Origin of the sequence: Pseudomonas sp. UBA1879, assembly GCF_002338065.1 — a bacterium.
Classification (GTDB): domain Bacteria; phylum Pseudomonadota; class Gammaproteobacteria; order Pseudomonadales; family Pseudomonadaceae; genus Aquipseudomonas.
Map to the genome: position 1 here is coordinate 137,885 of NZ_DDHJ01000002.1, position 24,287 is coordinate 162,171.

Below are 24,287 nucleotides of genomic sequence, written 5' to 3' on the forward strand. Positions count from 1 at the left end.
TCGATGAAAAAGCGGGGTGACGTGTCCAAACGTCATTCCGCTTTTTTACAACCTGCGATCGCCCTTTCAGGCTTTATTACGGGAGGTCTTCTTGACTAAGCCAGCCATACTCGCCCTTGCTGATGGCAGCATTTTTCGCGGCGAAGCCATTGGAGCCGACGGTCAAACCGTTGGTGAGGTGGTGTTCAACACCGCAATGACCGGCTATCAGGAAATCCTTACCGATCCTTCCTATGCCCAGCAAATCGTCACCCTGACCTACCCTCATATCGGCAACACCGGCACCACGCCGCAAGACGCCGAGTCTGACCGCGTATGGTCCGCAGGCTTGGTGATTCGAGACCTCCCGCTGGTAGCGAGCAACTGGCGTAACAAGATGTCCCTGGATGACTATCTGAAAGCCAACAATGTCGTCGCCATCGCGGGTATCGATACGCGTCGCCTGACCCGGATTCTGCGTGAGAAAGGCGCACAGAACGGCTGCATCATGGCCGGTGACAACATTTCCGAAGAGGCGGCCATTGCAGCTGCTCGTGGCTTCCCGGGCCTGAAGGGCATGGATCTGGCGAAAGAAGTCAGCACCAAAGAAACCTACGAATGGCGCTCTAGCGTATGGGGCCTGAAAACCGACAGCCATCCGGACATCGCTGCTGCCGACCTGCCGTACAACGTCGTCGCCTACGACTACGGCGTGAAGACCAATATTCTGCGCATGCTCGTCGAGCGCGGTTGCCGCGTGACTGTGGTGCCAGCACAGACGCCGGCCAGCGAAGTCCTCGCTCTCAAACCGGATGGCGTTTTCCTGTCCAACGGCCCAGGCGACCCTGAGCCTTGTGACTACGCGATTCAGGCGATCAAGGACGTGCTGCAAACCGAGATTCCCGTATTTGGCATCTGCCTGGGTCACCAATTGCTCGCCCTGGCCTCTGGCGCCAAGACGGTCAAAATGGGCCACGGTCACCACGGCGCCAACCACCCGGTTCAGGATCTGGACACCGGCGTCGTCATGATCACCAGCCAGAACCACGGTTTTGCAGTAGACGAAGCCACGCTGCCGAGCAACGTTCGTGCGATTCACAAATCGCTGTTCGACGGCACGCTGCAAGGCATCGAGCGCACCGACAAGGACGCGTTCAGCTTCCAGGGTCACCCTGAAGCGAGCCCGGGCCCGAACGATGTCGCGCCGCTGTTTGATCGCTTCATCACTGCCATGGCCAAGCGCCGCTAAGCCGCTGACGTCGACCATAGCGAGCAGGTGACTGCGGCGGGCCGGATCAGATCCGACAGCCCGCCCGGCACCTGAGAATGTTCAAGACGGCTTGCCGACTGACACAGGATTCGAGTGACAACCCATGCCAAAACGTACAGACATTAAAAGCATCCTGATTCTTGGTGCTGGCCCGATCGTGATCGGCCAGGCCTGCGAATTCGATTACTCCGGCGCTCAAGCGTGCAAGGCCCTGCGCGAAGAGGGCTATCGCGTCATTCTGGTGAACTCCAACCCGGCCACCATCATGACCGACCCGGCCATGGCCGATGCGACCTACATCGAACCGATCAAATGGGCGACCGTCGCCAAGATCATCGAGAAAGAGCGTCCAGACGCACTGCTGCCGACCATGGGCGGTCAGACTGCTCTCAACTGTGCGCTGGACCTGGAGCGCGAAGGCGTTCTGGAGAAGTTCGGGGTGGAAATGATCGGCGCCAACGCTGACACCATCGACAAGGCCGAAGACCGTTCGCGTTTCGACAAGGCCATGAAGGCCATCGGCCTGGAATGCCCGCGCTCCGGTATCGCACACAGCATGGAAGAGGCCAACGCGGTCCTCGAGAAGCTGGGGTTCCCGTGCATCATCCGTCCGTCCTTCACCATGGGTGGCACCGGCGGCGGTATTGCGTATAACCGTGAAGAGTTCGAAGAAATCTGCGCCCGCGGTCTGGACCTGTCGCCGACCAAAGAACTGCTGATCGACGAGTCGCTGATCGGCTGGAAAGAATATGAAATGGAAGTTGTCCGTGACAAAAAGGACAACTGCATCATCGTCTGCTCCATCGAAAACTTTGACCCGATGGGCGTGCACACCGGTGACTCGATCACCGTGGCCCCCGCCCAGACCCTGACCGACAAGGAATACCAGATCCTGCGTAATGCCTCTTTGGCAGTGCTGCGGGAGATCGGTGTCGAGACCGGCGGTTCCAACGTGCAGTTCGGTATCTGCCCGGACACAGGCCGCATGGTCGTGATCGAAATGAACCCGCGCGTTTCTCGTTCGTCGGCCTTGGCTTCGAAAGCCACAGGCTTCCCGATCGCCAAAGTCGCGGCCAAGCTGGCCGTGGGTTACACCCTTGACGAGCTGCAGAACGACATCACCGGCGGCAAGACCCCGGCCTCGTTCGAGCCTTCCATCGATTACGTCGTCACCAAGCTGCCACGTTTCGCCTTCGAGAAGTTCTCCAAGGCTGATGCGCGCCTGACCACCCAGATGAAGTCGGTGGGTGAAGTCATGGCTATCGGCCGTACCTTCCAGGAATCCTTGCAGAAAGCCCTGCGCGGTCTGGAAGTGGGCGTCAGCGGCCTCGATCCGAAACTGGACCTGACCGACTCTGAAAGCGCAAGCATCCTCAAGCGTGAACTGACCGTTCCAGGCGCCGAGCGTATCTGGTACGTCGCCGACGCTTTCCGCGCGGGCATGACCGTCGAGCAGATTTTCGGCATGAACATGATCGACCCTTGGTTCCTGGTGCAGATCGAAGATCTGATCAAGGAAGAAGAGAAGGTCAAGACCATGGGAATGTCGGCGATCGATCGTGACGTGATGTTCCGCCTGAAACGCAAAGGCTTCTCTGATGCGCGTCTGGCCAAGCTGCTGGGCGTGACCGAGAAGAGTGTGCGCACCCATCGCCACAAGCTGGAGATCTACCCGGTCTACAAGCGGGTCGACACCTGCGCTGCCGAATTCGCGACCGACACCGCTTACATGTACTCCACGTACGAAGAAGAGTGCGAAGCCAACCCTTCGACTCGCGACAAAATCATGATTCTGGGCGGCGGTCCTAACCGTATCGGCCAGGGCATCGAGTTCGACTACTGCTGCGTTCACGCGGCACTGGCCCTGCGCGACGACGGGTACGAGACCATCATGGTCAACTGCAACCCGGAAACCGTGTCGACCGACTACGACACCTCCGATCGTCTGTACTTCGAGCCTGTCACGCTGGAAGACGTGCTGGAAATCGTCCGTGTCGAGAAGCCGAAGGGCGTGATCGTTCAGTACGGTGGCCAGACCCCGCTGAAATTGGCTCGGGCGCTGGAAGCTGCTGGCGTGCCGATCATCGGCACCAGCCCTGACGCCATCGACCGTGCAGAAGACCGTGAGCGCTTCCAGCAGATGGTCGAGCGCCTCAACCTGCGTCAGCCGCCAAACGCGACCGTACGCAGCGAAGACGAAGCGATTCGTGCCGCAGCCAAAATCGGTTACCCGCTGGTGGTTCGCCCGTCCTACGTCTTGGGCGGCCGCGCGATGGAAATCGTGTATCAGGAAGAAGAGCTCAAGCGTTACCTGCGTGAAGCGGTTCAAGTGTCCAACGACAGCCCGGTGCTGCTGGACCACTTCCTGAACTGCGCCATCGAAATGGATGTGGATGCTGTTTGCGACGGCACCGACGTGGTGATTGGCGCAATCATGCAGCACATCGAGCAGGCGGGTGTTCACTCCGGTGACTCGGCATGCTCGCTGCCTCCTTACTCGCTGCCCGCCCACATCCAGGACGAGATGCGCGAACAGGTCAAGAAAATGGCCCTGGAACTGGGCGTCGTCGGCCTGATGAACGTTCAATTGGCGCTGCAAGGCGAAGACATTTACGTCATCGAAGTGAACCCACGCGCGTCGCGTACCGTGCCGTTCGTGTCCAAGTGCATCGGTGTTTCCCTGGCAATGATTGCTGCGCGCGTCATGGCCGGCAAAACCCTGAAAGAACTGGGTTTCACCAAGGAAATCATTCCGAACTTCTACAGCGTGAAAGAGGCCGTGTTCCCGTTCGCCAAATTCCCTGGCGTTGACCCGATCCTTGGGCCAGAGATGAAGTCCACGGGTGAAGTCATGGGTGTCGGTGACACCTTCGGCGAGGCGTTCGCCAAGGCGCAAATGGGCGCCAGCGAAGTGCTGCCGACCGGCGGTACCGCGTTCATCAGCGTGCGTGACGACGACAAGCCTCTGGTGGCTGACGTTGCTCGGAGTCTCATCGAGCTGGGCTTCGACGTAGTGGCAACCGCAGGCACTGCGCGTCTGATCGAGGCCGCAGGCTTGAAAGTGCGCCGCGTAAACAAAGTGACCGAAGGCCGCCCTCATGTGGTCGACATGATCAAGAATGACGAAGTCACGTTGATCATCAACACCACTGAGGGTCGTCAGTCGATCGCGGATTCCTACTCCATTCGCCGCAACGCCTTGCAGCACAAGATCTACTGCACCACCACCATCGCTGCGGGCGAGGCTATCTGTGAAGCGCTGAAATTCGGTCCTGAAAAGACTGTTCGTCGCTTGCAGGATCTACATGCAGGACTGAAGGCATGAGCATTAACAAATATCCGATGACCGTCCAGGGCGCCAAAGCCCTGGAGGAAGAACTGCATCAATTGAGCAAGGTCGAGCGCCCGCGCTTGAGCCAGGCCATTGGTGAGGCTCGTGAGCTGGGAGACCTCAAGGAAAACGCCGAATACCACGCTGCCCGCGAAGAGCAGGGCATGGTTGAAGCGCGTATCCGTGATATCGAAGGCCGCCTGCAGAACTCGGTGGTGATCGACGTCACCACCATCGCTCACACGGGCAAGGTGATTTTTGGCACGACCGTCGACCTGGCTAACGTCGAGACTGACGAGCAGGTCACTTACCAGATCGTGGGTGAAGACGAAGCCAACATCAAATTGGGCAAGATTTCAGTCGGCGCACCGATTGCCCGGGCGATCATCGGCAAGGAAGAGGGCGATGTCGTGGCGATCAAGACACCAAGCGGTGTGATCGAATACGAAATCGTTGAGGTCAAGCACATCTGACCTATCTGTCGCGGGCCGCTCCCTGAGCGGCTTGCGACTGAGGCAGGTTCCGTTCAGAGGCGCGCCGGTCGCGCCTTCTGACGAATCCCGCCGTTATTTATAACGGTGAATGTTGGACAGCTGTTTGTTAGGCTGCGGGTTCTTTCGGTAGATGAGCGCCATCTTGCCGATGGTCTGTACCAGTTCGGCGCGACCCTGCTTGCACAGTTCTTCGATCACGGCGCGACGCTCGTCGCGGTCTTCCAGCTTGATCTGAACCTTGATCAGTTCATGATCCACCAAAGCGCGGTCCAGTTCGGCCAAGACGCCTTCGCTCAGGCCGTTGCCGGCAACCATCAGAACCGGCTTCAGGTCATGTCCAATGGATTTGTACTGTTTCTTCTGCTCGTTATTGAGCGGCATAATCTGACCCTTTTCGTCTGATTCTGTAAAATTGGCGGGCATTTTACCCGAGGGGCCGTGGCTCCGCCCAGTTAATCACGACCCTTTCATCATCGAGGTGCCCCGTGGCGCAGCGCTCCAAGAGCAGCCATAACTGGCTGAGAGAACATTTCAACGATCCTTTCGTCAAACAGGCGCAGAAGGACGGCTACCGCTCCCGAGCGAGTTACAAGCTTCTGGAAATTCAAGAAAAGGACCGACTGATCCGTCCCGGCATGACCGTGGTCGATCTTGGCGCGGCCCCTGGTGGCTGGTCTCAAGTGACCAGTCGTCTGATTGGCGGTCAAGGTCGTTTGATAGCATCCGACATTCTAGAAATGGACAGCATCCCGGACGTGACCTTCATCCAGGGAGATTTCACTGAGGATGCAGTGTTCAGACAGATCCTGGAGGCCATCGGTAATACAGAGGTAGACCTTGTGATTTCCGATATGGCCCCCAATATGAGTGGATTGAGCGCAGTGGATATGCCACGCGCCATGTTCCTCTGTGAATTGGCGCTCGACCTGGCGGGTCGGGTGTTGCGTCCGGGTGGTGATTTTCTGATCAAGATCTTTCAAGGCGAAGGGTTTGATGCGTACCACAAAGACGTACGCAAGATGTTCGACAAGGTGCAGATGCGCAAGCCCACGTCGTCCCGGGACCGGTCTCGCGAGCAGTACCTGCTGGGCCGGGGATTCAAAGGCGGTTATCAGGCCCCGGTGCCATTTGAATGAGAGCGATAGCTTTTTTCAAATGGCTTTATTCATGAAGCGTTACGAACATCTTGTAGTCAAAGTTTCACAAAGGGTTACAGACGCCGCCTGCCACACCTGTTGGATCTGTAGTAAGTTAGGCCGGTGATTATCATGCGAGGCACGCTCCTGCGTGGAGCTTGCTTCAGAGGGTAGCTAATTGAACGATATGGCAAAGAATTTGATCCTGTGGTTGATCATCGCTGCGGTCCTGGTGACCGTGATGAACAACTTTTCCAGCCCGAACGAGCCGCAGACCCTCAACTACTCTGAGTTCATCCAGCAGGTTAAGGATGGCAAGGTCGAGAAAGTTGCCGTGGACGGTTACGTCATCACGGGCAAGCGCAGCGACGGCGACACCTTCAAGACCATTCGTCCGGCTATTCAGGACAATGGTTTGATCGGTGATCTGGTCGACAACAATGTCGTCATCGAAGGCAAGCAGCCTGAACAGCAGAGCATCTGGACTCAGTTGTTGGTAGCCAGCTTCCCGATTCTCGTCATCATCGCTGTCTTCATGTTCTTCATGCGCCAAATGCAAGGTGGGGCGGGAGGCAAGGGCGGGCCGATGAGCTTTGGTAAGAGCAAGGCGCGATTGCTGTCCGAAGATCAGGTCAAGACCACGCTGGCCGACGTCGCAGGTTGCGACGAGGCGAAGGAAGAAGTCGGTGAGCTTGTCGAGTTCCTCCGCGATCCGGGTAAATTCCAGCGTCTCGGCGGGCGTATCCCACGCGGCGTGTTGATGGTTGGCCCGCCCGGTACCGGTAAAACATTGCTCGCCAAGGCGATTGCAGGCGAGGCGAAAGTACCGTTTTTCACCATTTCTGGTTCTGACTTCGTCGAAATGTTCGTCGGCGTGGGTGCGAGCCGCGTTCGTGACATGTTCGAGCAAGCCAAGAAACATGCGCCGTGCATCATCTTCATCGACGAAATCGATGCCGTTGGTCGCCACCGCGGTGCGGGCATGGGCGGCGGTCATGATGAGCGCGAGCAGACTCTCAACCAATTGCTGGTGGAGATGGACGGCTTCGAAATGAACGACGGCATCATCGTGATCGCGGCGACCAACCGTCCGGACGTTCTTGACCCCGCGCTGCTGCGTCCGGGTCGCTTCGACCGTCAGGTAGTGGTCGGTCTGCCAGATATCCGCGGTCGTGAACAGATTCTGAAAGTGCATATGCGCAAAGTGCCAATGGGTGACGACGTCAATGCCGCTGTCATTGCGCGTGGTACGCCTGGCTTCTCAGGCGCTGACTTGGCTAACCTGGTCAACGAGGCTTCGCTGTTTGCTGCTCGCGTGGGCAAACGCATCGTCGAGATGAAAGAGTTCGAACTCGCGAAAGACAAGATCATGATGGGTGCCGAGCGCAAATCAATGGTCATGTCGGAAAAAGAGAAGCAGAACACGGCCTATCACGAAGCGGGTCACGCCATCGTCGGGCGCGTTGTTCCCGAGCATGATCCGGTATACAAGGTGTCGATCATTCCTCGTGGACGTGCGCTGGGTGTCACGATGTTCCTTCCTGAAGAAGATCGCTACAGTCTTTCCAAGCGTGCGTTGATCAGTCAAATTTGCTCGCTCTACGGCGGCCGTATCGCTGAGGAGATGACGCTGGGTTTTGACGGTGTGACCACTGGTGCGTCCAACGACATCATGCGAGCAAGTCAGATTGCCCGGAACATGGTCACCAAATGGGGCCTTTCCGAGAAAATGGGTCCTCTGATGTACTCCGAAGACGACGACGGCGGTTACCTGGGTCGTGGTGGCGGCGGGCAGAACTCCAGCCTTTCGGGTGAAACCGCCAAGATGATCGATTCGGAAGTGCGCAGCATCATCGACCAGTGCTACGGCACGGCGAAGCAGATTCTCACCGACAATCGCGACAAGCTGGATGCGATGGCCGACGCGCTGATGAAGTATGAAACCATCGATGCTGAGCAGATCGATGACATCATGGCGGGTCGCACCCCTCGCGAGCCGCGCGATTGGACAGGTGGCACCGGGACTTCCGGGACGCCCACTGCGCCAGTCGGTCCGCGTCCGGAGACACCGATTGGCGGCCCAGCTGCTGAACACTAAGGCCTGACATGACTTCTGCGCTGTACCCGACCCGGTTGCCTTGCGGCAACCGGGTTCTTGATTTGGCCCGGACACATGTCATGGGCATTCTCAATATCACCCCCGATTCGTTCTCCGACGGTGGCCGTTTCGCCCAGCGTGATCTCGCCCTCCGCCATGCAGAGGCGATGGTTGCAGCGGGTGCCACTCTGATTGACGTCGGTGGTGAGTCAACTCGCCCTGGTGCTCGCGCCGTCTCATCGACAGAAGAGCTCGAGCGTGTAGCGCCTATCGTGGAGGCCATCAGCCGTGAACTCGATGTGGTCATATCGGTTGATACGTCGACTCCAGCGGTCATCCTCGAAACCGCTCGCTTGGGCGCAGGGTTGATCAATGATGTGCGTTCACTGCGGCGGGAGGGTGCTTTGCAGGCTGCTGTCGCAACGCGTTTGCCCGTCTGCTTGATGCACATGCGCGGTGAGCCGACTGACATGCAGGATGACCCCCGCTATGACGATGTGGTGACTGAAGTGGCGTCATTCCTCAGTGAAAGGATGGACGCTTGCGTCGCTGCTGGAATTCCGGTTGAAAAGATCGTGCTTGATCCTGGTTTCGGCTTTGCAAAGAACCTCGATCACAACTTGAGCCTGTTCAAACATATGGAGGCTCTGCATGCGCTGGGCCGGCCACTGCTGGTAGGTGTGTCGCGCAAAAGCATGATCGGTAAGGTGCTCAACAAGCCTGTTGACCAGCGACTCTACGGTGCGCTCGCTTTGGCTGCGATGGCCATGGTCCAGGGTGCAAAAATTTTACGTGTGCACGATGTTGCGGAAACTGTCGACGTGGTGCGGATGATTGCCGCCGTCGAATCGGCAAAATAAGAAGGTTGGAGCCCCATGACACAGAAAAAATATTTCGGAACCGACGGCATTCGCGGTCGTGTCGGTCAATTTCCGATCACGCCTGATTTCATGCTGCGGCTCGGCTGGGCAGCCGGGATGGCGTTTCGCAAGATGGGTGCATGCCGGATTCTGGTTGGCAAGGACACGCGGATTTCAGGTTATATGTTTGAGTCAGCACTGGAAGCAGGCCTGTCTGCCGCGGGCGCGGACGTCATGCTGTTAGGTCCGATGCCAACGCCAGCCATCGCTTATCTGACACGCACGTTTCACGCCGAAGCAGGCATCGTCATCAGTGCTTCGCATAACCCGCACCACGATAACGGCATCAAGTTCTTCTCGGGGCAGGGCACCAAGCTGCCAGACGAGATCGAGATGATGATCGAGGAATTGCTGGATACACCGATGACCGTGGCCGAGTCTGAAAAGCTTGGCAAGGTTTCGCGAATCAACGACGCGGCTGGCCGTTACATCGAATTCTGCAAGAGCAGCGTGCCAACCAGTACTGATTTTGCGGGCCTCAAATTGGTCGTCGATTGTGCCCACGGGGCGACTTACAAAGTTGCGCCTAACGTGTTTCGTGAGCTGGGGGCGAAGGTTACGGTGCTCTCGGCTGCTCCGAACGGCCTGAACATCAACGACGATTGCGGCTCGACCCATATGGGCAACCTGCAAGCGGCCGTGGTTGCCGAAAAAGCCGATCTGGGCATTGGTTTCGATGGTGATGGTGATCGAGTGTTGATGGTCGACCATACCGGGGCAATCGTTGATGGGGACGAGTTGCTGTATATCATCGCGCGGGATTTGCATGAGCGCGGTCGTCTGCAGGGCGGGGTGGTCGGCACGTTGATGAGTAACCTGGGGCTTGAGCTTGCCCTGGCTGATCTGAAGATTCCGTTCGTGCGCGCCAATGTGGGTGACCGATACGTCATCGCCGAACTTCTGGAGCGCAACTGGCAGGTGGGCGGCGAAAACTCCGGTCACGTCGTCTGTTTCCAGCACACCACCACGGGTGACGCCATCATCGCAGCGCTGCAGGTGTTGTTGGCACTCAAGCGCACAGGGCAGAGCCTGGCAGAGTCGCGGCAGGGTGTGCAGAAATGCCCTCAAGTGCTGGTCAACGTGCGCTTTGAAGGTGGAGGTGTGGACCCGGTGGAGCATCCGGCGGTGAAGGAAGCGTGCGAGCGCGTAACCGTTGCGATGGGCGGGCGTGGGCGTGTCTTGCTGCGCAAGTCCGGCACTGAGCCTTTGGTGCGCGTTATGGTCGAGGGCGAGGACGAAGCATTGGTTGCAGGCTATGCCGATGAACTGGCAAAACTGGTCGCTGAAGTTTGCGCCTGATTACGGCTTGCCAGTGTTGAAACTGTTGGGTAACATCTGCGCCCACTTTGACCGACGAGGTACAGCATGCGTCGCCCTATGGTAGCTGGTAACTGGAAAATGCACGGTACCTGCGCCAGCGTCGCTGAGCTGGTGGAAGGTTTGGCTAATATGGTCATTCCTGACAGTGTCGACGTTGCGGTATTCCCTTCGAGCCTGCACGTCAGCTTCGTTGTCGAGTGCTTTGAAGAGCATTCGATTTCTGTAGGTGCGCAGAACTGTGCGCACGAAGCGGGTCAGGGTGCGCTGACCGGTGAGATTTCACCGACTCAGTTGCTAGATGCAGGTTGCAAGCTGGTGCTGGTAGGCCACTCGGAGCGTCGCCAGATCATGGATGAGAGCAACGAAGTCCTGAGCCGCAAGTTTGCAGCTGCGCAGGCAAGTGGCTTGACCCCGGTGCTGTGCATCGGCGAAACCCTTGAACAGCGTCAGGCTGGCAAAACGCTTGAAGTGGTCGGGCAGCAGCTCGACAGCATCATCGAAGAGCTGGGCATCGATGCTTTCGTGAATGCGGTCATCGCTTACGAGCCGGTCTGGGCCATTGGTACCGGACTGACAGCTTCGCCAGAACAGGCGCAGGAAGTGCACGCAGCCATTCGTGCGCAGTTGGCGAAAGAGAATTCTGAAGTCGCACAAGGTGTGCGTCTTCTATATGGCGGCAGCGTGAAGGCGGCCAATGCGGTCGAGCTGTTCAGCATGCCGGATATCGATGGGGGCCTCATTGGAGGCGCTTCCCTGAATGCAGATGAGTTCGGTGCGATCATTCGCGCCGCGGGAAACTGAAAAAATGCTGGAAACAGTCGTAGTCGTTCTTCATCTGCTGGGTGCGCTGGGCGTGGTCGCTCTGGTATTGCTGCAGCAGGGTAAAGGTGCGGACGCTGGCGCGTCGTTCGGGGCAGGTGCATCAAATACTGTCTTCGGAGGCCAAGGTTCCTCTACCTTTCTTAGTAAGTTTACTGCTATACTTGCCGCCTGTTTCTTCATAACCAGCTTGGGTTTAGGTTACTTTGCTAAAGAGAAAGCTCACCAGCTGACTCAAGTAGGTTTGCCAAACCCGGCGGTATTGGAAGTGAAGCAAAAGCCGGCGACAGATGATGTTCCGGTCCTGGAGGGACAACAGAAACCAGCCGCTGCTCCAGCTGACGTTCCTGCCGCTCCAGAACAGAAGTAACACGGGATTCGCGGTCGTTATTGGGACTGCAAAAGAGTTGTAATGCCGAGGTGGTGGAATTGGTAGACACGCAACCTTGAGGTGGTTGTGCCCATAGGGTGTAGGGGTTCGAGTCCCCTTCTCGGTACCAATTAACAAGAGAGCCCGCAGTAGCGGGCTTTCTTGTAGGTGGATGTGTCGGATTGACCCAAAACGGGATCGGTCGTATACTTCCGCCCCAGCTTTGTCGCGGGGTGGAGCAGTCTGGTAGCTCGTCGGGCTCATAACCCGAAGGTCGTTGGTTCAAATCCAGCCCCCGCAACCAGTTTTAGCGGAGCCCCTTTTCAGGGGCTTTTTGTTAGCTGGACACTTTATTACGCCGATGTTCAGCGGCGTTTTTCATGATGGGCGCTTTGCCCATTTTTTATTTGCACAGCATGCACGAGGGGGTTCAGGTGTCGAGCAAGCTAGAACAGTTGCAGGCCTTGTTGGCCCCGGTGATCGTGGCCCTTGGCTATGAATGCTGGGGTATCGAGTTTTCGGCCCAAGGTCGTTACTCAATGTTGCGCGTTTATATCGATAAAGAGGGCGGTGTGCTGGTGGACGATTGTGCCATCGTCAGCCGTCAGATCAGCGGTGTTCTGGACGTAGAAGATCCGATCCCCTCCGAATACACGCTCGAAGTTTCTTCTCCTGGCATGGAACGCCCGCTGTTCACTCTTGAGCAGTTTGCAGCCTTTCCCGGGGAACAAGTGAAGATAAAGCTGCGCTCGCCGTTCGACGGTCGACGCAACTTTCAGGGCCTTCTCCGCGGGGTGGAGGAGCAGGACGTCGTGGTGCAAGTGGATGATCACGAATACCTGTTGCCGATCGATCTGATCGACAAAGCCAACATTATTCCCACGTTTGACTGAGACGCGGATCCCGCGGATCCAATGGCTTGCGAAAGGCGAGGCGTACGATGAGCAAAGAAGTACTGCTGGTTGTTGAGTCGGTATCGAATGAAAAAGGCGTACCGGCCGGTGTAATTTTTGAAGCGCTGGAAATAGCGCTGGCCACGGCCACCAAAAAGCGTTTTGAAGACGAAGTAGATCTGCGTGTGGAAATCAATCGCCACACCGGCGCTTACGAGACGTTCCGTCGCTGGACTGTCGTCGAAGAAGACGATCTCGATGATCCGGCGATCGAGACATGGCCAAGCAAGGTTGCCGAAACGCATCCGGGTGCCAATGTTGGCGATGTCGTAGAAGAAAAGATCGAATCCATCGAGTTCGGCCGTATCGCTGCGCAAACTGCCAAGCAAGTCATTGTGCAGAAAGTGCGCGAAGCCGAGCGCGCTCAAGTCGTGGACGCTTATCGTGAGCGTCTGGGCGAAATCATTTCCGGTACTGTTAAAAAAGTTACACGTGACAATGTCATCGTCGACTTGGGTAACAATGCCGAGGCACTGCTGGCGCGTGAAGACATCATTTCCCGGGAAACTTTCCGTGTAGGTGTCCGCGTCCGTGCATTGCTCAAAGAGATCCGCACTGAAAACCGTGGTCCTCAGTTGATCCTGTCGCGTACTGCGCCAGAGATGCTGATCGAGCTGTTCCGGATTGAAGTTCCGGAAATTGCCGAAGGTCTCATCGAGGTGATGGCTGCCTCTCGTGACCCTGGTTCGCGTGCCAAAATCGCTGTTCGCTCCAAGGACAAACGCATTGACCCGCAGGGCGCGTGCATCGGCATGCGTGGTTCGCGTGTTCAGGCGGTTTCCGGCGAGTTGGGCGGTGAGCGTGTGGATATCGTGCTCTGGGACGATAACCCGGCGCAGTTCGTCATCAACGCCATGTCGCCCGCCGAAGTGGCAGCGATCATCGTTGATGAAGACGCCCACGCCATGGACATCGCTGTCGGTGCAGACAACCTGGCCCAAGCGATTGGTCGCGGCGGTCAGAACGTGCGGCTGGCAAGCCAGTTGACAGGCTGGACCCTGAACGTGATGACCGAATCGGACATCCAGGCCAAGCAGCAAGCGGAAACCGGCGACATCCTGCGCAACTTCATCGACGAGCTGGAAGTCGACGAAGAGCTCGCACAGGTGCTGGTAGACGAAGGCTTCACCAGCCTGGAAGAGATTGCCTACGTACCGTTGGAGGAAATGCTCAACATCGACGGCTTTGACGAAGACATCGTCAACGAGCTTCGTGCTCGTGCCAAGGATCGTTTGTTGACCAAAGCCATCGCTACTGAGGAAAAGCTGGCAGACGCCCATCCGGCCGAAGACCTGCTCTCGCTTGAGGGTATGGACAAGGATTTGGCGATGGAACTGGCGGTGCGCGGCGTAATTACCCGCGAAGACCTGGCCGAGCAGTCTATTGACGATCTGCTCGACATCGACGGCATTGACGATGATCGTGCCGGCAAGTTGATCATGGCCGCCCGAGCCCATTGGTTCGAGTAAGTAAATGCGGCCTGAGGAGAGAAGTGCATGACGCAAGTCACGGTGAAAGAACTGGCCAAAACGGTCGACACACCGGTAGAGCGCCTGTTACAGCAGATGCGTGAGGCAGGTCTGCCGCACACCGCCGCCGAGCAAGTTGTGACCGATAACGAAAAGCAAGCCCTGTTGACGCACCTGAAAAGCGGCCACAAGGCTAAGGTGGAAGAACCGCGCAAGATCACTTTGCAGCGTAAGACCACCAGTACCCTGCGCGTTGCTGGCAGCAAGAGCATCAGCGTTGAAGTACGTAAGAAGAAAGTCTTCGTACAACGCAGCCCGGAAGAAATCGAAGCCGAGCGCAAGCGCGAGCAAGAAGAACGCCGTGCGGTAGAAAATGCCGCGCGCCAAAAGGCTGAAGAAGAAGCCCGTCAGCGTGCCGAAGAAGAAGCGCGCCGTCAGCCAGCTCCCGCTCCGGAAACCGCTGAAGCTGTGGCGGCACCCGCTCCTGCAGTCGAGGCGGCTCCGCAAGTGCCTGCCGAGCCTGTTCAGGAAGCGCCTGTCGCTGCACCTGCACCGGTCGCCGACACTCGCAAGCGCGACGAGCCTCGTCGTCCCGACAAACCACGTGCCGATGACAACAATCGCCGTGGCGGTGGTGGCGACGGCGAGCGCAAAAACGCTCCGCATCGTGCATCGGTCAAGGAAAAGGCGCCTGCGCCACGCGTTGCACCACGTACCACCGACGAAGAAAGCGATGGCTTCCGTCGTGGCGGTCGTGGCAAGGCGAAACTCAAGAAACGCAATGCTCACGGCTTCCAGAACCCTACCGGTCCTGTGGTACGTGAAGTGAAGATCGGCGAGACCATCACTGTGGGCGACCTCGCTCAACAGATGTCGGTCAAAGCCGCTGAAATCATCAAGTTCATGTTCAAGCTGGGGACCCCGGCCACCATCAACCAGGTACTGGATCAGGAAACTGCCCAACTGGTTGCTGAAGAACTGGGCCACAAAGTGACGCTGGTCAGCGACACTGCGCTGGAAGATTCCCTGGCCGAGTCCCTGAAGTTTGAAGGTGAAACGGTTCCTCGTGCGCCAGTCGTGACTGTTATGGGTCACGTTGACCACGGTAAGACCTCGCTGCTCGACTACATCCGTCGTGCCAAGGTGGCCGCTGGCGAAGCTGGCGGTATCACTCAGCACATCGGTGCGTACCACGTGGAAACCGACCGCGGCATGGTCACGTTCCTCGACACGCCTGGTCACGCGGCGTTTACCGCGATGCGTGCCCGTGGTGCCAAGGCGACTGATATCGTGATCCTGGTTGTCGCAGCTGACGACGGCGTGATGCCGCAGACCATCGAAGCCGTGCAGCACGCACAGGCTGCCGGTGTTCCGCTGGTGGTCGCGGTCAACAAGATCGACAAGCCGGGCGCCGACATGGACCGCATCCGTAGCGAGCTGTCGGTTCACGGGGTGACGTCCGAAGACTGGGGTGGCGATACCCCATTCGTACCGGTATCGGCGAAAGTCGGTACAGGCGTAGACGAGTTGCTGGAAGCCGTTCTGCTGCAGGCTGAAGTCCTGGAGCTGGTCGCTACACCATCGGCCCCGGGTCGCGGTGTCGTGGTTGAATCGCGTCTGGACAAGGGCCGTGGTCCAGTGGCCACTGTTCTGGTTCAGGACGGTACGCTGCGCCAGGGCGATATGGTACTGGTCGGCTCCAACTACGGTCGTGTTCGCGCCATGCTCGACGAGAACGGCAAGTCCATCAAGGAAGCCGGTCCATCCATCCCTGTCGAGATTCTCGGCCTGGACGGGACGCCGGACGCTGGCGACGAGATGAGCGTGGTTGCTGACGAGAAGAAAGCCCGCGAAGTGGCGCTGTTCCGTCAAGGCAAGTTCCGCGAAGTCAAGCTGGCCCGTGCTCACGCCGGTAAGCTGGAAAACATCTTCGAGAACATGGGCCAGGAAGAGAAGAAGACGCTCAACATCGTCCTCAAATCCGACGTTCGTGGTTCGCTCGAGGCCTTGCAGGGCGCTTTGAATGGCTTGGGCAACGACGAAGTACAGGTGCGAGTAGTGGGCGGCGGCGTCGGTGGTATCACCGAGAGCGATGCCAACCTGGCGCTGGCATCCAACGCTGTTCTGTTCGGCTTCAACGTGCGTGCTGATGCTGGCGCGCGCAAGATCGTCGAGCAGGAAGGTCTGGACATGCGTTACTACAACGTCATCTACGACATCATCGAAGACGTCAAGAAGGCTCTCACCGGCATGCTTGGCAGCGACGTCCGGGAGAACATCCTGGGTATCGCCGAAGTTCGCGACGTATTCCGCTCGCCGAAGTTCGGTGCGATCGCCGGTTGCATGGTCATTGAAGGCGTTGTGTTCCGTAACCGTCCGATCCGCGTACTGCGTGAAGACATCGTTATCTTCGAAGGCGAGCTGGAATCCCTGCGTCGCTTCAAGGATGACGCTTCCGAAGTTCGTGCTGGCATGGAGTGCGGTATCGGCGTCAAGAGCTACAACGACGTCAAGGTCGGCGACAAGATCGAAGTCTTCGAGAAGGTCCAAGTGGCTCGCAGCCTCTAAATCGCGAGCTTCAGGAGTCTTGGCGTACGTCGCATGAGAATGCACAGCGTTCGTCAAGCACTCTAAACGCAACGCCCGGTCCGGCTCTCGCCAGGCCGGGCGTTTGCCGCTTTCAGACCACATGGCTTTGGCCGTGGGTCAGTACAGGTAACAAGACATGGCAAAAGAATACAGCCGTACCCAACGTATCGGCGATCAGATGCAGCGCGAGCTGGCTCAGTTGATCCGTCGTGAAGTCAAAGACCCGCGCGTGGGTCTGGTCACCATCACCGCCGTCGATGTCAGCCGCGACGTGGGCCACGCGAAGATTTTCATCACCGTGATGGGCCAGGACAACGCGGAGGACATCAGTCAATCCATCAAAGTGCTGAACTCGGCCGCTGGCTTCCTGCGCATGCAATTGGCGCGTGAAATGAAGCTGCGCAGCGTTCCGCAACTGCACTTCCATTACGATGAAAGTGTCTCTCGCGGTGCCCACCTGTCAGCGCTGATCGAGCGCGCAGTGGCTGAAGACAGCCAGCACGAACCTTCTCCGAAGCAAGATGGTTCGGAGGAGTAACGGCGTGGCTCAGGTCAAGCGTATCCGCCGCAACGTCAGCGGCATCATCCTGCTCGACAAGCCGCTGGGCTTCACCTCCAACGCCGCCTTGCAAAAGGTGCGCTGGTTGCTCAACGCGGAAAAGGCCGGCCACACCGGGAGTCTCGATCCGCTGGCCACCGGCGTACTGCCGCTGTGCTTCGGTGAGGCGACCAAGTTTTCGCAGTACCTGCTCGATTCCGACAAGGGTTACGAAACCCTGATGCAGTTGGGCAAGACCACGACCACGGCGGATGCCGAAGGCGAGGTGTTACAAACGCGTCCGGTGACCGTTGGTCGCGCCGAAATCGAGGCGGTACTGCCCGGTTTCCGTGGGCAAATCAGTCAGATACCGCCGATGTACTCCGCGCTCAAACGTGATGGCCAGCCGTTGTACAAGCTGGCGCGTGCAGGGGAAGTGGTGGAGCGTGAAGCGCGTTCTGTTACTATTGCGCGCCTGGAATTATTGGCAAGCGAAGGCGAGACCGCGCGACTGGCCGTTGACTGCAGCAAAGGCACCTATATTCGGACACTCGTGGAAGATATCGGTGAGAAGCTCGGCTGTGGTGCATATGTTGCCGAGTTGCGTCGGACGCAGGCAGGACCTTTCACGCTGGCCCAGACAGTGACGCTGGAAGAGCTGGAAGCTGTCCACGCCGAAGGTGGCAACGAAGCGGTTGATCGCTTCTTGATGCCTTCTGACAGCGGCTTGCAGGATTGGCCGCTGCTGCAATTTTCAGAGCACAGTTCGTTTTACTGGCTGCACGGTCAGCCAGTCAGAGCCCCGGACGCGCCGAAGTTCGGCATGGTGCGGGTGCAGGATCATGATGGGCGCTTCATCGGTATCGGTGAAGTGAGTGAAGACGGGCGAATTGCGCCACGTCGATTGATTCGGTCAGAGTGACCGGACCCGTCGAGTCGGGGTGTCCTGGCACGGCGGTACGAGGGTGGCTGTTAACAGGCATGGTCACTCCTCATTTATTGATACAGGGATTTGTCCCTGGCCTGTTGAAGCTGTTTCGTTGAAACGGTTTCTTGATAAAAGGATTGCCTCATGGCTCTCAGCGTTGAAGAAAAAGCTCAGATCGTAACCGACTACCAGCAAGCCGTTGGTGATACTGGTTCGCCAGAAGTGCAAGTTGCACTGCTGACCGCCAACATCAACAAACTGCAAGGTCACTTCAAGGCCAACGGTAAAGACCACCACTCCCGTCGTGGTCTGATCCGCATGGTTAACCAGCGTCGTAAGCTGCTGGACTACCTGAAAGGCAAAGACGTGAGCCGTTACAGCGCTCTGATCGGTCGCCTGGGTCTGCGTCGCTAATTCAGCGATCGCGCTAGAGGTTGGTTGTCTGTCGTGCGTCAGAGGGTTTCCCGCTGACGCACGGCAGGCTCCCAGCCTCAAGTTTTATCTGGATACACGTTTTATTCGTATGCTGCACACCTGGACTGCCGCAGGGGCCGATTCCCCTCACTGCCCAAGAATTCGCAAGAAACCAGTTCCCCCAAGAGCCACAAAGAAGGTAGGACACCGTGAACCCGGTAATCAAGACGTTTCAATTCGGTCAATCGACCGTAACCCTGGAGACAGGCCGCATCGCCCGTCAGGCTTCTGGTGCAGTATTGGTCACCGTTGACGACGACGTCACCGTACTCGTGACTGTGGTCGGCGCCAAACAAGCAGACGCTGGCAAAGGCTTTTTCCCGCTCTCCGTTCACTACCAGGAAAAAACCTACGCTGCCGGCAAGATCCCTGGCGGCTTCTTCAAGCGTGAAGGCCGTCCTTCCGAGAAAGAAACCCTGACCTCGCGTTTGATCGACCGTCCGATCCGCCCGCTGTTTCCTGAAGGCTTCATGAACGAAGTGCAGGTTGTCTGCACCGTTGTTTCCACCAGCAAAAAAACCGATCCGGACATCGCCGCGATGATCGGTACTTCGGCTGCACTGGCCATCTCCGGCATTCCGTTCGACGGCCCGATCGGCGCGGCGCGTGTAGCGTTCCACGAAAGCACCGGCTACCTGCTGAACCCGACTTACGAACAACTGAAAGCCTCGAGCCTGGACATGGTCGTCGCCGGTACCGAAGAAGCGGTGCTGATGGTTGAATCCGAAGCCAAAGAGCTGACTGAAGACCAGATGCTGGGCGCCGTGCTGTTTGCCCACGACGAATTCCAGTCGGTCATCAAGGCTGTCAAAGAGCTGGCCGCCGAAGCTGCCAAGCCAACCTGGACCTGGGCGCCTCAGCCAGAAGCCACCGCACTGCTGGGCGCTATCCGCTCCGAGTTCGGCGCGGCGATCTCCGAGGCCTACACCATCACCGTCAAGGCCGATCGTTACGCTCGACTGGGTGAGTTGAAGGATCAGGTCGTTGCCAAACTGGCCGTCGAAGAAGGCAGCCCATCGGCTTCCGAAGTCAAAGCCGCTTTCGGTGAAATCGAATACCGCACCGTTCGCCAGAACATCGTTGATGGCAAGCCACGTATCGACGGCCGCGACACTCGCACCGTGCGTCCGCTGAACATCGAAGTTGGCGTGCTGCCGAAGACCCACGGTTCGGCCCTGTTCACCCGTGGCGAAACCCAGGCGTTGGTCGTCGCCACGCTGGGTACTGCCCGTGACGCACAGCTGCTGGACACCCTTGAAGGCGAGAAAAAAGACCCCTTCATGCTGCACTACAACTTCCCTCCATTCTCGGTGGGCGAGTGTGGTCGCATGGGTGGCGCGGGTCGTCGCGAAATCGGTCACGGTCGTCTGGCCCGTCGTTCGGTCCAGGCCATGCTGCCTGCTGCTGACGCGTTCCCGTACACCATCCGTGTCGTATCGGAAATTACCGAATCCAACGGCTCCAGCTCCATGGCGTCGGTCTGCGGTGCTTCTCTGGCGCTGATGGACGCAGGTGTTCCGCTGAAGGCGCCGGTTGCCGGTATCGCCATGGGTCTGGTGAAAGAAGGCGAGAAGTTCGCCGTTCTCACCGACATCCTGGGTGACGAAGACCACCTCGGCGACATGGACTTCAAAGTGGCCGGTACCGCCAAAGGCGTCACCGCGCTGCAGATGGACATCAAGATCAAAGGCATCACCGAAGAAATCATGGAGATCGCCCTGGGCCAAGCCCTGGAAGCTCGCCTGAACATCCTCGGCCAAATGAACCAGGTCATCGGCCAGTCGCGTCCTGAACTGTCGGAAAACGCTCCGACCATGATCGCGATGAAAATCGACACCGATAAAATCCGTGACGTCATCGGTAAAGGCGGCGCGACCATTCGTGCCATCTGCGAAGAAACCAAAGCGTCGATCGACATTGAAGACGATGGCTCGATCAAGATCTTCGGCGAATCCAAGGAAGCGGCTGAAGCTGCACGTCAGCGCGTTCTGGGCATCACCGCTGAGGCGGAGATCGGCAAGATCTACGTGGGCAAGGTTGAGCGCATCGTCGACTTCGGCGCATTCGTCAACATCCTGCCGGGCAAAGACGGTCTGGTTCACATCTCGATGCTCAGCGATGCTCGGGTCGAAAAAGTGACCGACATTCTGAAAGAAGGTCAGGAAGTCGAGGTGCTGGTTCTGGACGTCGATAACCGCGGTCGCATCAAGCTGTCGATCAAAGATGTTGCTGCAGCGAAGGCATCGGGCGTTTAACTAAACCTGACGTTGAAAAAAGGGCCCCTTGCGGGCCCTTTTTTTTGAGCGCAATGAAGGGGTTACGTCGCACACCATAGCGTTTTTCTCGGTTCGAACATGCATCTTGCAAGCGGAACTTTCGGTAAACGGGCAATCTGCACGATGTGCCGGGATCCCGTTTTTTCTAACCCATTGATAATAATAAGAAAAGTTGTATGTGGCAGATTGGCACAACGCTTGCGATATACCAGTAACCCTGCAGCCAATCAGATTGGCGCAGATTTTGAGAAAAACAGGAGTTACTCGTATGAAGAAGTTCGCTATCGCTGCTGCTACCGCCACTGCTCTGACTCTGACCCTGGCTAACGTAGCCATGGCTCAAACCTCTGCCCAAGCTCCGATGGTTCTGGCTGCTGGTGAAGTCACCAAAGCTAAAGAAGCCACTTCCGATACCTGGATCACCACCAAGGTCAAATCTGATCTGGTAACCGAGAAAGGCATCCCAGGCTCCGACATCAAGGTTGAAACCAACAAAGGCGTGGTTTCCCTGTCGTCGACTGTCGCGATCACCGAAGCTCAAAAAACTACCGCAGTAGCAATCACCAAGAAAATCAAAGGTGTGAAAGCTGTTTCGGCTGATGGCTTGAAAGCTGAGTAATCAATTTCCCAAGAACCGTACGAACGGACGATTGATGGCCAGGGAGGTCGTCGATTGACCGATTGAAGGTTCATGCGAAGGCCATATGGATGTGGCCATTACAGACCCTGGCGCGAGCGCCGGGGTTTGTTCTATCTGGAGTGTTCCTGACCCAGCGACTGCTCATGTGATTGCCGTTCCCGCCGATACCTCGCTCTGTCTGTCTCCTGAATCATTTCGTGGGTATATTTGCCCCCTGCTGGTCACAAACCGGGCCGCCTGAAATAACGCGACAGGTCCGAACAGCCGATAAAACGCTTCTCACAGCGCTCGTTGTCCCGACAAGGACGAACGGACGTTCGCGTTTTCTATCTGTGCTGCTTTTCCCGATGGTTCATCACAAGGCAAGACTGTCGTAATGGATACTGTCTCAACCACCCCCATGACAGGGCACCGGCCCAAACTCGCGCCGAGCGTGTGGTTACGACGCGCAGGCGCTGTGATGCTGGCGGCGATTATTTTTCTAGTCGATTGGCTCAGTACGCTCGATATTGCCATTGCGGTGTTGTACGTCACCGTGATCCTGATGTCGGAAGATCTGGTTTCTCGGCGAAACCTGATGATTGCCACGCTGGGCTGCGGTGTGTTGACGCTGGCGGCCTATCTGTTGTCCCATGTCGCTGAATGGGGGCAGGGCACGATATGGCTCATGCCATCGTTCGGACGGTGCCTGGTCAGTTTCTGCGCGATTGCGATCACTGGCTTTCTGGCGCTGAAAAACAAGGCCTCCAAAGAAGCGCTACAGCGGCAGGTCCATCTACTCAACCGCAGTGAAGTCCTGCTGGCAGGTGCACAGCGCCTCAGCCTGACGGGGAGTATCGGATTGAAAATGCCAGGTGGCGAAATGAGCTGGTCCGACGAGGCGAGGCGCATTTTTCAGTTCGACCACGTCGTACAGCCGACGCTGGCGACCATGTTCAGCCGCGTGCATCCGGATGACGTGAATGCGCTCAAACAGTTGATCCGTGACGCGTACGCCAGCCAAGCGAACGTTGACACCGAATTTCGCCTACTGATGCCGGATGGCGCCTTCAAGTGCCTGCGGATGCTGGCTCAGCAGATTCACGATGTGGCGGGCGACTGCGAATACGTCGGCGCGTTGATGGACATTACGGCGACGAAGAACGCTGAAGACGCCTTGCATCGTTCCCAAAGCCAGCTGGCGCACGTCACCCGCGTCACGATGCTGGGAGAAATGGCAGCGTCGATCGCCCATGAAGTGAATCAACCGCTGTCTGCGATGACCACCAACGCAGAGGCGGGGTTGCGGTGGCTGGATCGCGAAGTGCCGGATATCGGCGAGGTTCGCAGCGCTATCGAACGCATACGGGGTGAGGCACACCGGGCCAGCGAAGTCATCCGGCGCATTCGTGCGTTGTCGCGGCGGACCGACCCCCGGCATGTGCAAATCGATCTCCACGAGGTGTTGCATGAGGCCGTTACCTTGGTATGCAGAGAGCTCCACCGTCATCGCGTGACGCTGGACCTCAAGCCTGTCCAGGGGGAGGTCGCCGTGCGGGGGGACCGGGTGCAGTTGCAGCAGGTGATCATCAACCTGATGATCAATGCCATGCAGGCCATGGCGGGGATGCACGGCAAGGATAAAACCCTGACCGTGCAGTTGAGCACCTCGAATAGCGGGAACGTCTCACTGAGTTTCCAGGACAACGGGCCGGGTATCTCGGCGTCCAATTTGCCCAATCTGTTTAACCCGTTCTTCACCACTAAACCCGAGGGCATGGGCATGGGATTGTCGATCTGTCGCTCGATTATCGAAGCGCACGGCGGCCGCATTTGGGCCGAAAGCGAATTGGGGCACGGCGCACTGCTGAATCTTTCCCTCCCTGCGATTGAGGTCAGCGCTGATGAGTGCAACTGACATGAGCCCCGTCGTGTTTGTTGTTGACGACGACCCTGCCATACGAGCCGGACTCGACAGTTTGTTGCGGTCAGTGGGCATGCGGGTGCACACGTTCGCGTCGGGTGGCGAATTTTTGCAGCATCCCTTCGAAGACATACCGTCGTGCCTGATTCTCGACGTGCGTTTGCAGGGCGAGAACGGCCTGGATTTTCAGGCTCGTCTGGCCGAACTGAAGATATCCATGCCGATTGTTTTCGTCAGTGGTCACGGCGACATCGCGATGTCGGTCAAGGCAATGAAGGCGGGGGCTCTGGACTTTCTGGTCAAGCCGTATCGCGAGCAGGATTTGCTTGATGCCGTCACCGGGGCCCTGCAACAGGACGCCAGGCGTCGTGAGACAGGCAAAACCTCAAGCCAGCTGCGCGCCCGTTTTCAGACGCTGACACCCCGAGAACAAGAGGTCATGGCCCTGGCGGTCACGGGCTTGATGAATAAGCAGATCGCTGCTGAGATCGGGTTGAGCGAAATCACCGTCAAGATCCATCGCGGGCATGCGATGAAAAAGATGCAGGCCAAAACATTTGCCGACCTGGTGAAGATGTCCCAGGCCCTCGAAGCGCGCTGAGTCAAGCAGTGGAGCCTGCGTGCTCTGCATTCCCCTCCTCGACAGGCCCGCCGTCCCAGCCATCGTCTGACCTCATACGTGAGTATGATCCGGCCACCCTGATGGCTAATCGGCACTACTCGCCGGCAGTGTTAATTTCCCGCCTCGTTCCTGAACCTGCTTTCAGGCCGTCATCAGTT

20 protein-coding genes and 2 tRNA genes are annotated in these 24,287 nt (G+C 57.8%); 21 read left to right on the plus strand and 1 reads right to left on the minus strand.

What is annotated here, in order from left to right; translation table 11 throughout:
• Positions 1-91 precede the first annotated feature (91 nt).
• From carA to greA, 3 genes are all read left to right on the plus strand, one after another.
• On the plus strand, positions 92-1,228 hold the full coding sequence (gene carA / locus B3N48_RS02415) for a glutamine-hydrolyzing carbamoyl-phosphate synthase small subunit (RefSeq protein WP_296178933.1): 1,137 nt from the start codon (positions 92-94) through the stop codon (positions 1,226-1,228).
• 124 nt (positions 1,229-1,352) lie between these two features.
• Positions 1,353-4,574: a carbamoyl-phosphate synthase large subunit gene (carB, locus tag B3N48_RS02420; protein WP_296178936.1), complete on the plus strand. Its 3,222-nt coding sequence runs from the start codon at positions 1,353-1,355 to the stop codon at positions 4,572-4,574.
• Between the two features lie 2 nt (positions 4,575-4,576).
• Positions 4,577-5,053 (plus strand): transcription elongation factor GreA, encoded by a 477-nt coding sequence (gene greA / locus B3N48_RS02425; protein WP_296179137.1) that lies wholly within the window; start codon positions 4,577-4,579, stop codon positions 5,051-5,053.
• A gap of 93 nt (positions 5,054-5,146) precedes the next feature.
• On the opposite strand, the gene yhbY is transcribed toward greA, so the two are convergent.
• On the minus strand, positions 5,147-5,455 hold the full coding sequence (gene yhbY, locus B3N48_RS02430) for a ribosome assembly RNA-binding protein YhbY (RefSeq protein ID WP_093465544.1): 309 nt from the start codon (positions 5,453-5,455) through the stop codon (positions 5,147-5,149).
• A 104-nt stretch (positions 5,456-5,559) separates the two neighbouring features.
• Between yhbY and rlmE the strand changes: the two genes are divergently transcribed.
• The 18 genes from rlmE to B3N48_RS02520 all read left to right on the plus strand — a co-directional run bounded on the left by rlmE (position 5,560) and on the right by B3N48_RS02520 (position 24,108).
• Entirely contained in the window at positions 5,560-6,210 is a 651-nt protein-coding gene (gene rlmE, locus B3N48_RS02435) for a 23S rRNA (uridine(2552)-2'-O)-methyltransferase RlmE (RefSeq protein ID WP_296178941.1), read from the plus strand.
• 187 nt (positions 6,211-6,397) lie between these two features.
• The gene (ftsH, locus tag B3N48_RS02440) at positions 6,398-8,308 is read left to right on the plus strand and encodes an ATP-dependent zinc metalloprotease FtsH (protein WP_166597063.1); all 1,911 of its coding nucleotides are present in this window, start codon (positions 6,398-6,400) and stop codon (positions 8,306-8,308) included.
• Positions 8,309-8,316: 8 nt separating this feature from the next.
• Positions 8,317-9,168: a dihydropteroate synthase gene (gene folP, locus B3N48_RS02445; RefSeq protein ID WP_296178944.1), complete on the plus strand. Its 852-nt coding sequence runs from the start codon at positions 8,317-8,319 to the stop codon at positions 9,166-9,168.
• A gap of 15 nt (positions 9,169-9,183) precedes the next feature.
• Positions 9,184-10,527 carry a phosphoglucosamine mutase gene (glmM, locus tag B3N48_RS02450; protein ID WP_296178946.1) on the plus strand — a complete coding sequence of 448 codons (1,344 nt, stop codon included), beginning with the start codon at positions 9,184-9,186 and terminating at the stop codon, positions 10,525-10,527.
• 66 nt (positions 10,528-10,593) lie between these two features.
• On the plus strand, positions 10,594-11,349 hold the full coding sequence (gene tpiA, locus B3N48_RS02455) for a triose-phosphate isomerase (protein WP_296178948.1): 756 nt from the start codon (positions 10,594-10,596) through the stop codon (positions 11,347-11,349).
• A 4-nt stretch (positions 11,350-11,353) separates the two neighbouring features.
• Entirely contained in the window at positions 11,354-11,737 is a 384-nt protein-coding gene (gene secG, locus B3N48_RS02460; protein WP_296178950.1) for a preprotein translocase subunit SecG, read from the plus strand.
• 44 nt (positions 11,738-11,781) lie between these two features.
• Positions 11,782-11,867: transfer RNA gene (locus tag B3N48_RS02465), tRNA-Leu, on the plus strand.
• 97 nt (positions 11,868-11,964) lie between these two features.
• Positions 11,965-12,041 (plus strand) — tRNA-Met (locus B3N48_RS02470).
• Positions 12,042-12,171: 130 nt separating this feature from the next.
• Positions 12,172-12,630: a ribosome maturation factor RimP gene (gene rimP / locus B3N48_RS02475; protein WP_296179140.1), complete on the plus strand. Its 459-nt coding sequence runs from the start codon at positions 12,172-12,174 to the stop codon at positions 12,628-12,630.
• Positions 12,631-12,677: 47 nt separating this feature from the next.
• Positions 12,678-14,159, plus strand: a complete 1,482-nt coding sequence (nusA, locus tag B3N48_RS02480; protein WP_110951422.1) for a transcription termination factor NusA — start codon at positions 12,678-12,680, stop codon at positions 14,157-14,159.
• A 27-nt stretch (positions 14,160-14,186) separates the two neighbouring features.
• On the plus strand, positions 14,187-16,727 hold the full coding sequence (infB, locus tag B3N48_RS02485; RefSeq protein ID WP_296178953.1) for a translation initiation factor IF-2: 2,541 nt from the start codon (positions 14,187-14,189) through the stop codon (positions 16,725-16,727).
• Between the two features lie 157 nt (positions 16,728-16,884).
• Positions 16,885-17,286, plus strand: coding sequence for a 30S ribosome-binding factor RbfA (gene rbfA / locus B3N48_RS02490; protein ID WP_296178955.1), 402 nt, complete (start codon positions 16,885-16,887; stop codon positions 17,284-17,286).
• A 4-nt stretch (positions 17,287-17,290) separates the two neighbouring features.
• Positions 17,291-18,208, plus strand: a complete 918-nt coding sequence (gene truB / locus B3N48_RS02495) for a tRNA pseudouridine(55) synthase TruB (RefSeq protein ID WP_296178956.1) — start codon at positions 17,291-17,293, stop codon at positions 18,206-18,208.
• Positions 18,209-18,358: 150 nt separating this feature from the next.
• Positions 18,359-18,628 (plus strand): 30S ribosomal protein S15, encoded by a 270-nt coding sequence (gene rpsO, locus B3N48_RS02500; protein ID WP_002555121.1) that lies wholly within the window; start codon positions 18,359-18,361, stop codon positions 18,626-18,628.
• 209 nt (positions 18,629-18,837) lie between these two features.
• Complete coding sequence (gene pnp / locus B3N48_RS02505) at positions 18,838-20,943, plus strand: polyribonucleotide nucleotidyltransferase (RefSeq protein WP_296179002.1); 2,106 nt, start codon at positions 18,838-18,840, stop codon at positions 20,941-20,943.
• Positions 20,944-21,232: 289 nt separating this feature from the next.
• Positions 21,233-21,583, plus strand: a complete 351-nt coding sequence (locus tag B3N48_RS02510; protein ID WP_296179004.1) for a BON domain-containing protein — start codon at positions 21,233-21,235, stop codon at positions 21,581-21,583.
• A gap of 397 nt (positions 21,584-21,980) precedes the next feature.
• A complete protein-coding gene (locus B3N48_RS02515) occupies positions 21,981-23,501 on the plus strand; it encodes a sensor histidine kinase (protein ID WP_296179006.1) in 1,521 nt (506 codons plus the stop codon).
• Entirely contained in the window at positions 23,488-24,108 is a 621-nt protein-coding gene (locus B3N48_RS02520; protein WP_296179008.1) for a response regulator transcription factor, read from the plus strand. Before B3N48_RS02515 ends, B3N48_RS02520 begins: the two co-directional genes overlap by 14 nt.
• Positions 24,109-24,287 lie beyond the last annotated feature (179 nt).

Excerpts from the sequence above, each read along its gene's own strand:
- B3N48_RS02515 (WP_296179006.1), top strand. The coding sequence starts at position 21,981 with ATGGATACTGTCTCAACCACCCCCATGACAGGGCACCGGCCCAAACTC.
- secG (WP_296178950.1), top strand. The coding sequence starts at position 11,354 with ATGCTGGAAACAGTCGTAGTCGTTCTTCATCTGCTGGGTGCGCTGGGC.
- yhbY (WP_093465544.1), bottom strand. The coding sequence starts at position 5,455 with ATGCCGCTCAATAACGAGCAGAAGAAACAGTACAAATCCATTGGACAT.
- ftsH (WP_166597063.1), top strand. The coding sequence starts at position 6,398 with ATGGCAAAGAATTTGATCCTGTGGTTGATCATCGCTGCGGTCCTGGTG.
- infB (WP_296178953.1), top strand. The coding sequence starts at position 14,187 with ATGACGCAAGTCACGGTGAAAGAACTGGCCAAAACGGTCGACACACCG.
- folP (WP_296178944.1), top strand. The coding sequence starts at position 8,317 with ATGACTTCTGCGCTGTACCCGACCCGGTTGCCTTGCGGCAACCGGGTT.
- B3N48_RS02510 (WP_296179004.1), top strand. The coding sequence starts at position 21,233 with ATGAAGAAGTTCGCTATCGCTGCTGCTACCGCCACTGCTCTGACTCTG.
- carB (WP_296178936.1), top strand. The coding sequence starts at position 1,353 with ATGCCAAAACGTACAGACATTAAAAGCATCCTGATTCTTGGTGCTGGC.
- rpsO (WP_002555121.1), top strand. The coding sequence starts at position 18,359 with ATGGCTCTCAGCGTTGAAGAAAAAGCTCAGATCGTAACCGACTACCAG.
- rbfA (WP_296178955.1), top strand. The coding sequence starts at position 16,885 with ATGGCAAAAGAATACAGCCGTACCCAACGTATCGGCGATCAGATGCAG.
- tpiA (WP_296178948.1), top strand. The coding sequence starts at position 10,594 with ATGCGTCGCCCTATGGTAGCTGGTAACTGGAAAATGCACGGTACCTGC.
- nusA (WP_110951422.1), top strand. The coding sequence starts at position 12,678 with ATGAGCAAAGAAGTACTGCTGGTTGTTGAGTCGGTATCGAATGAAAAA.
- B3N48_RS02520 (WP_296179008.1), top strand. The coding sequence starts at position 23,488 with ATGAGTGCAACTGACATGAGCCCCGTCGTGTTTGTTGTTGACGACGAC.
- glmM (WP_296178946.1), top strand. The coding sequence starts at position 9,184 with ATGACACAGAAAAAATATTTCGGAACCGACGGCATTCGCGGTCGTGTC.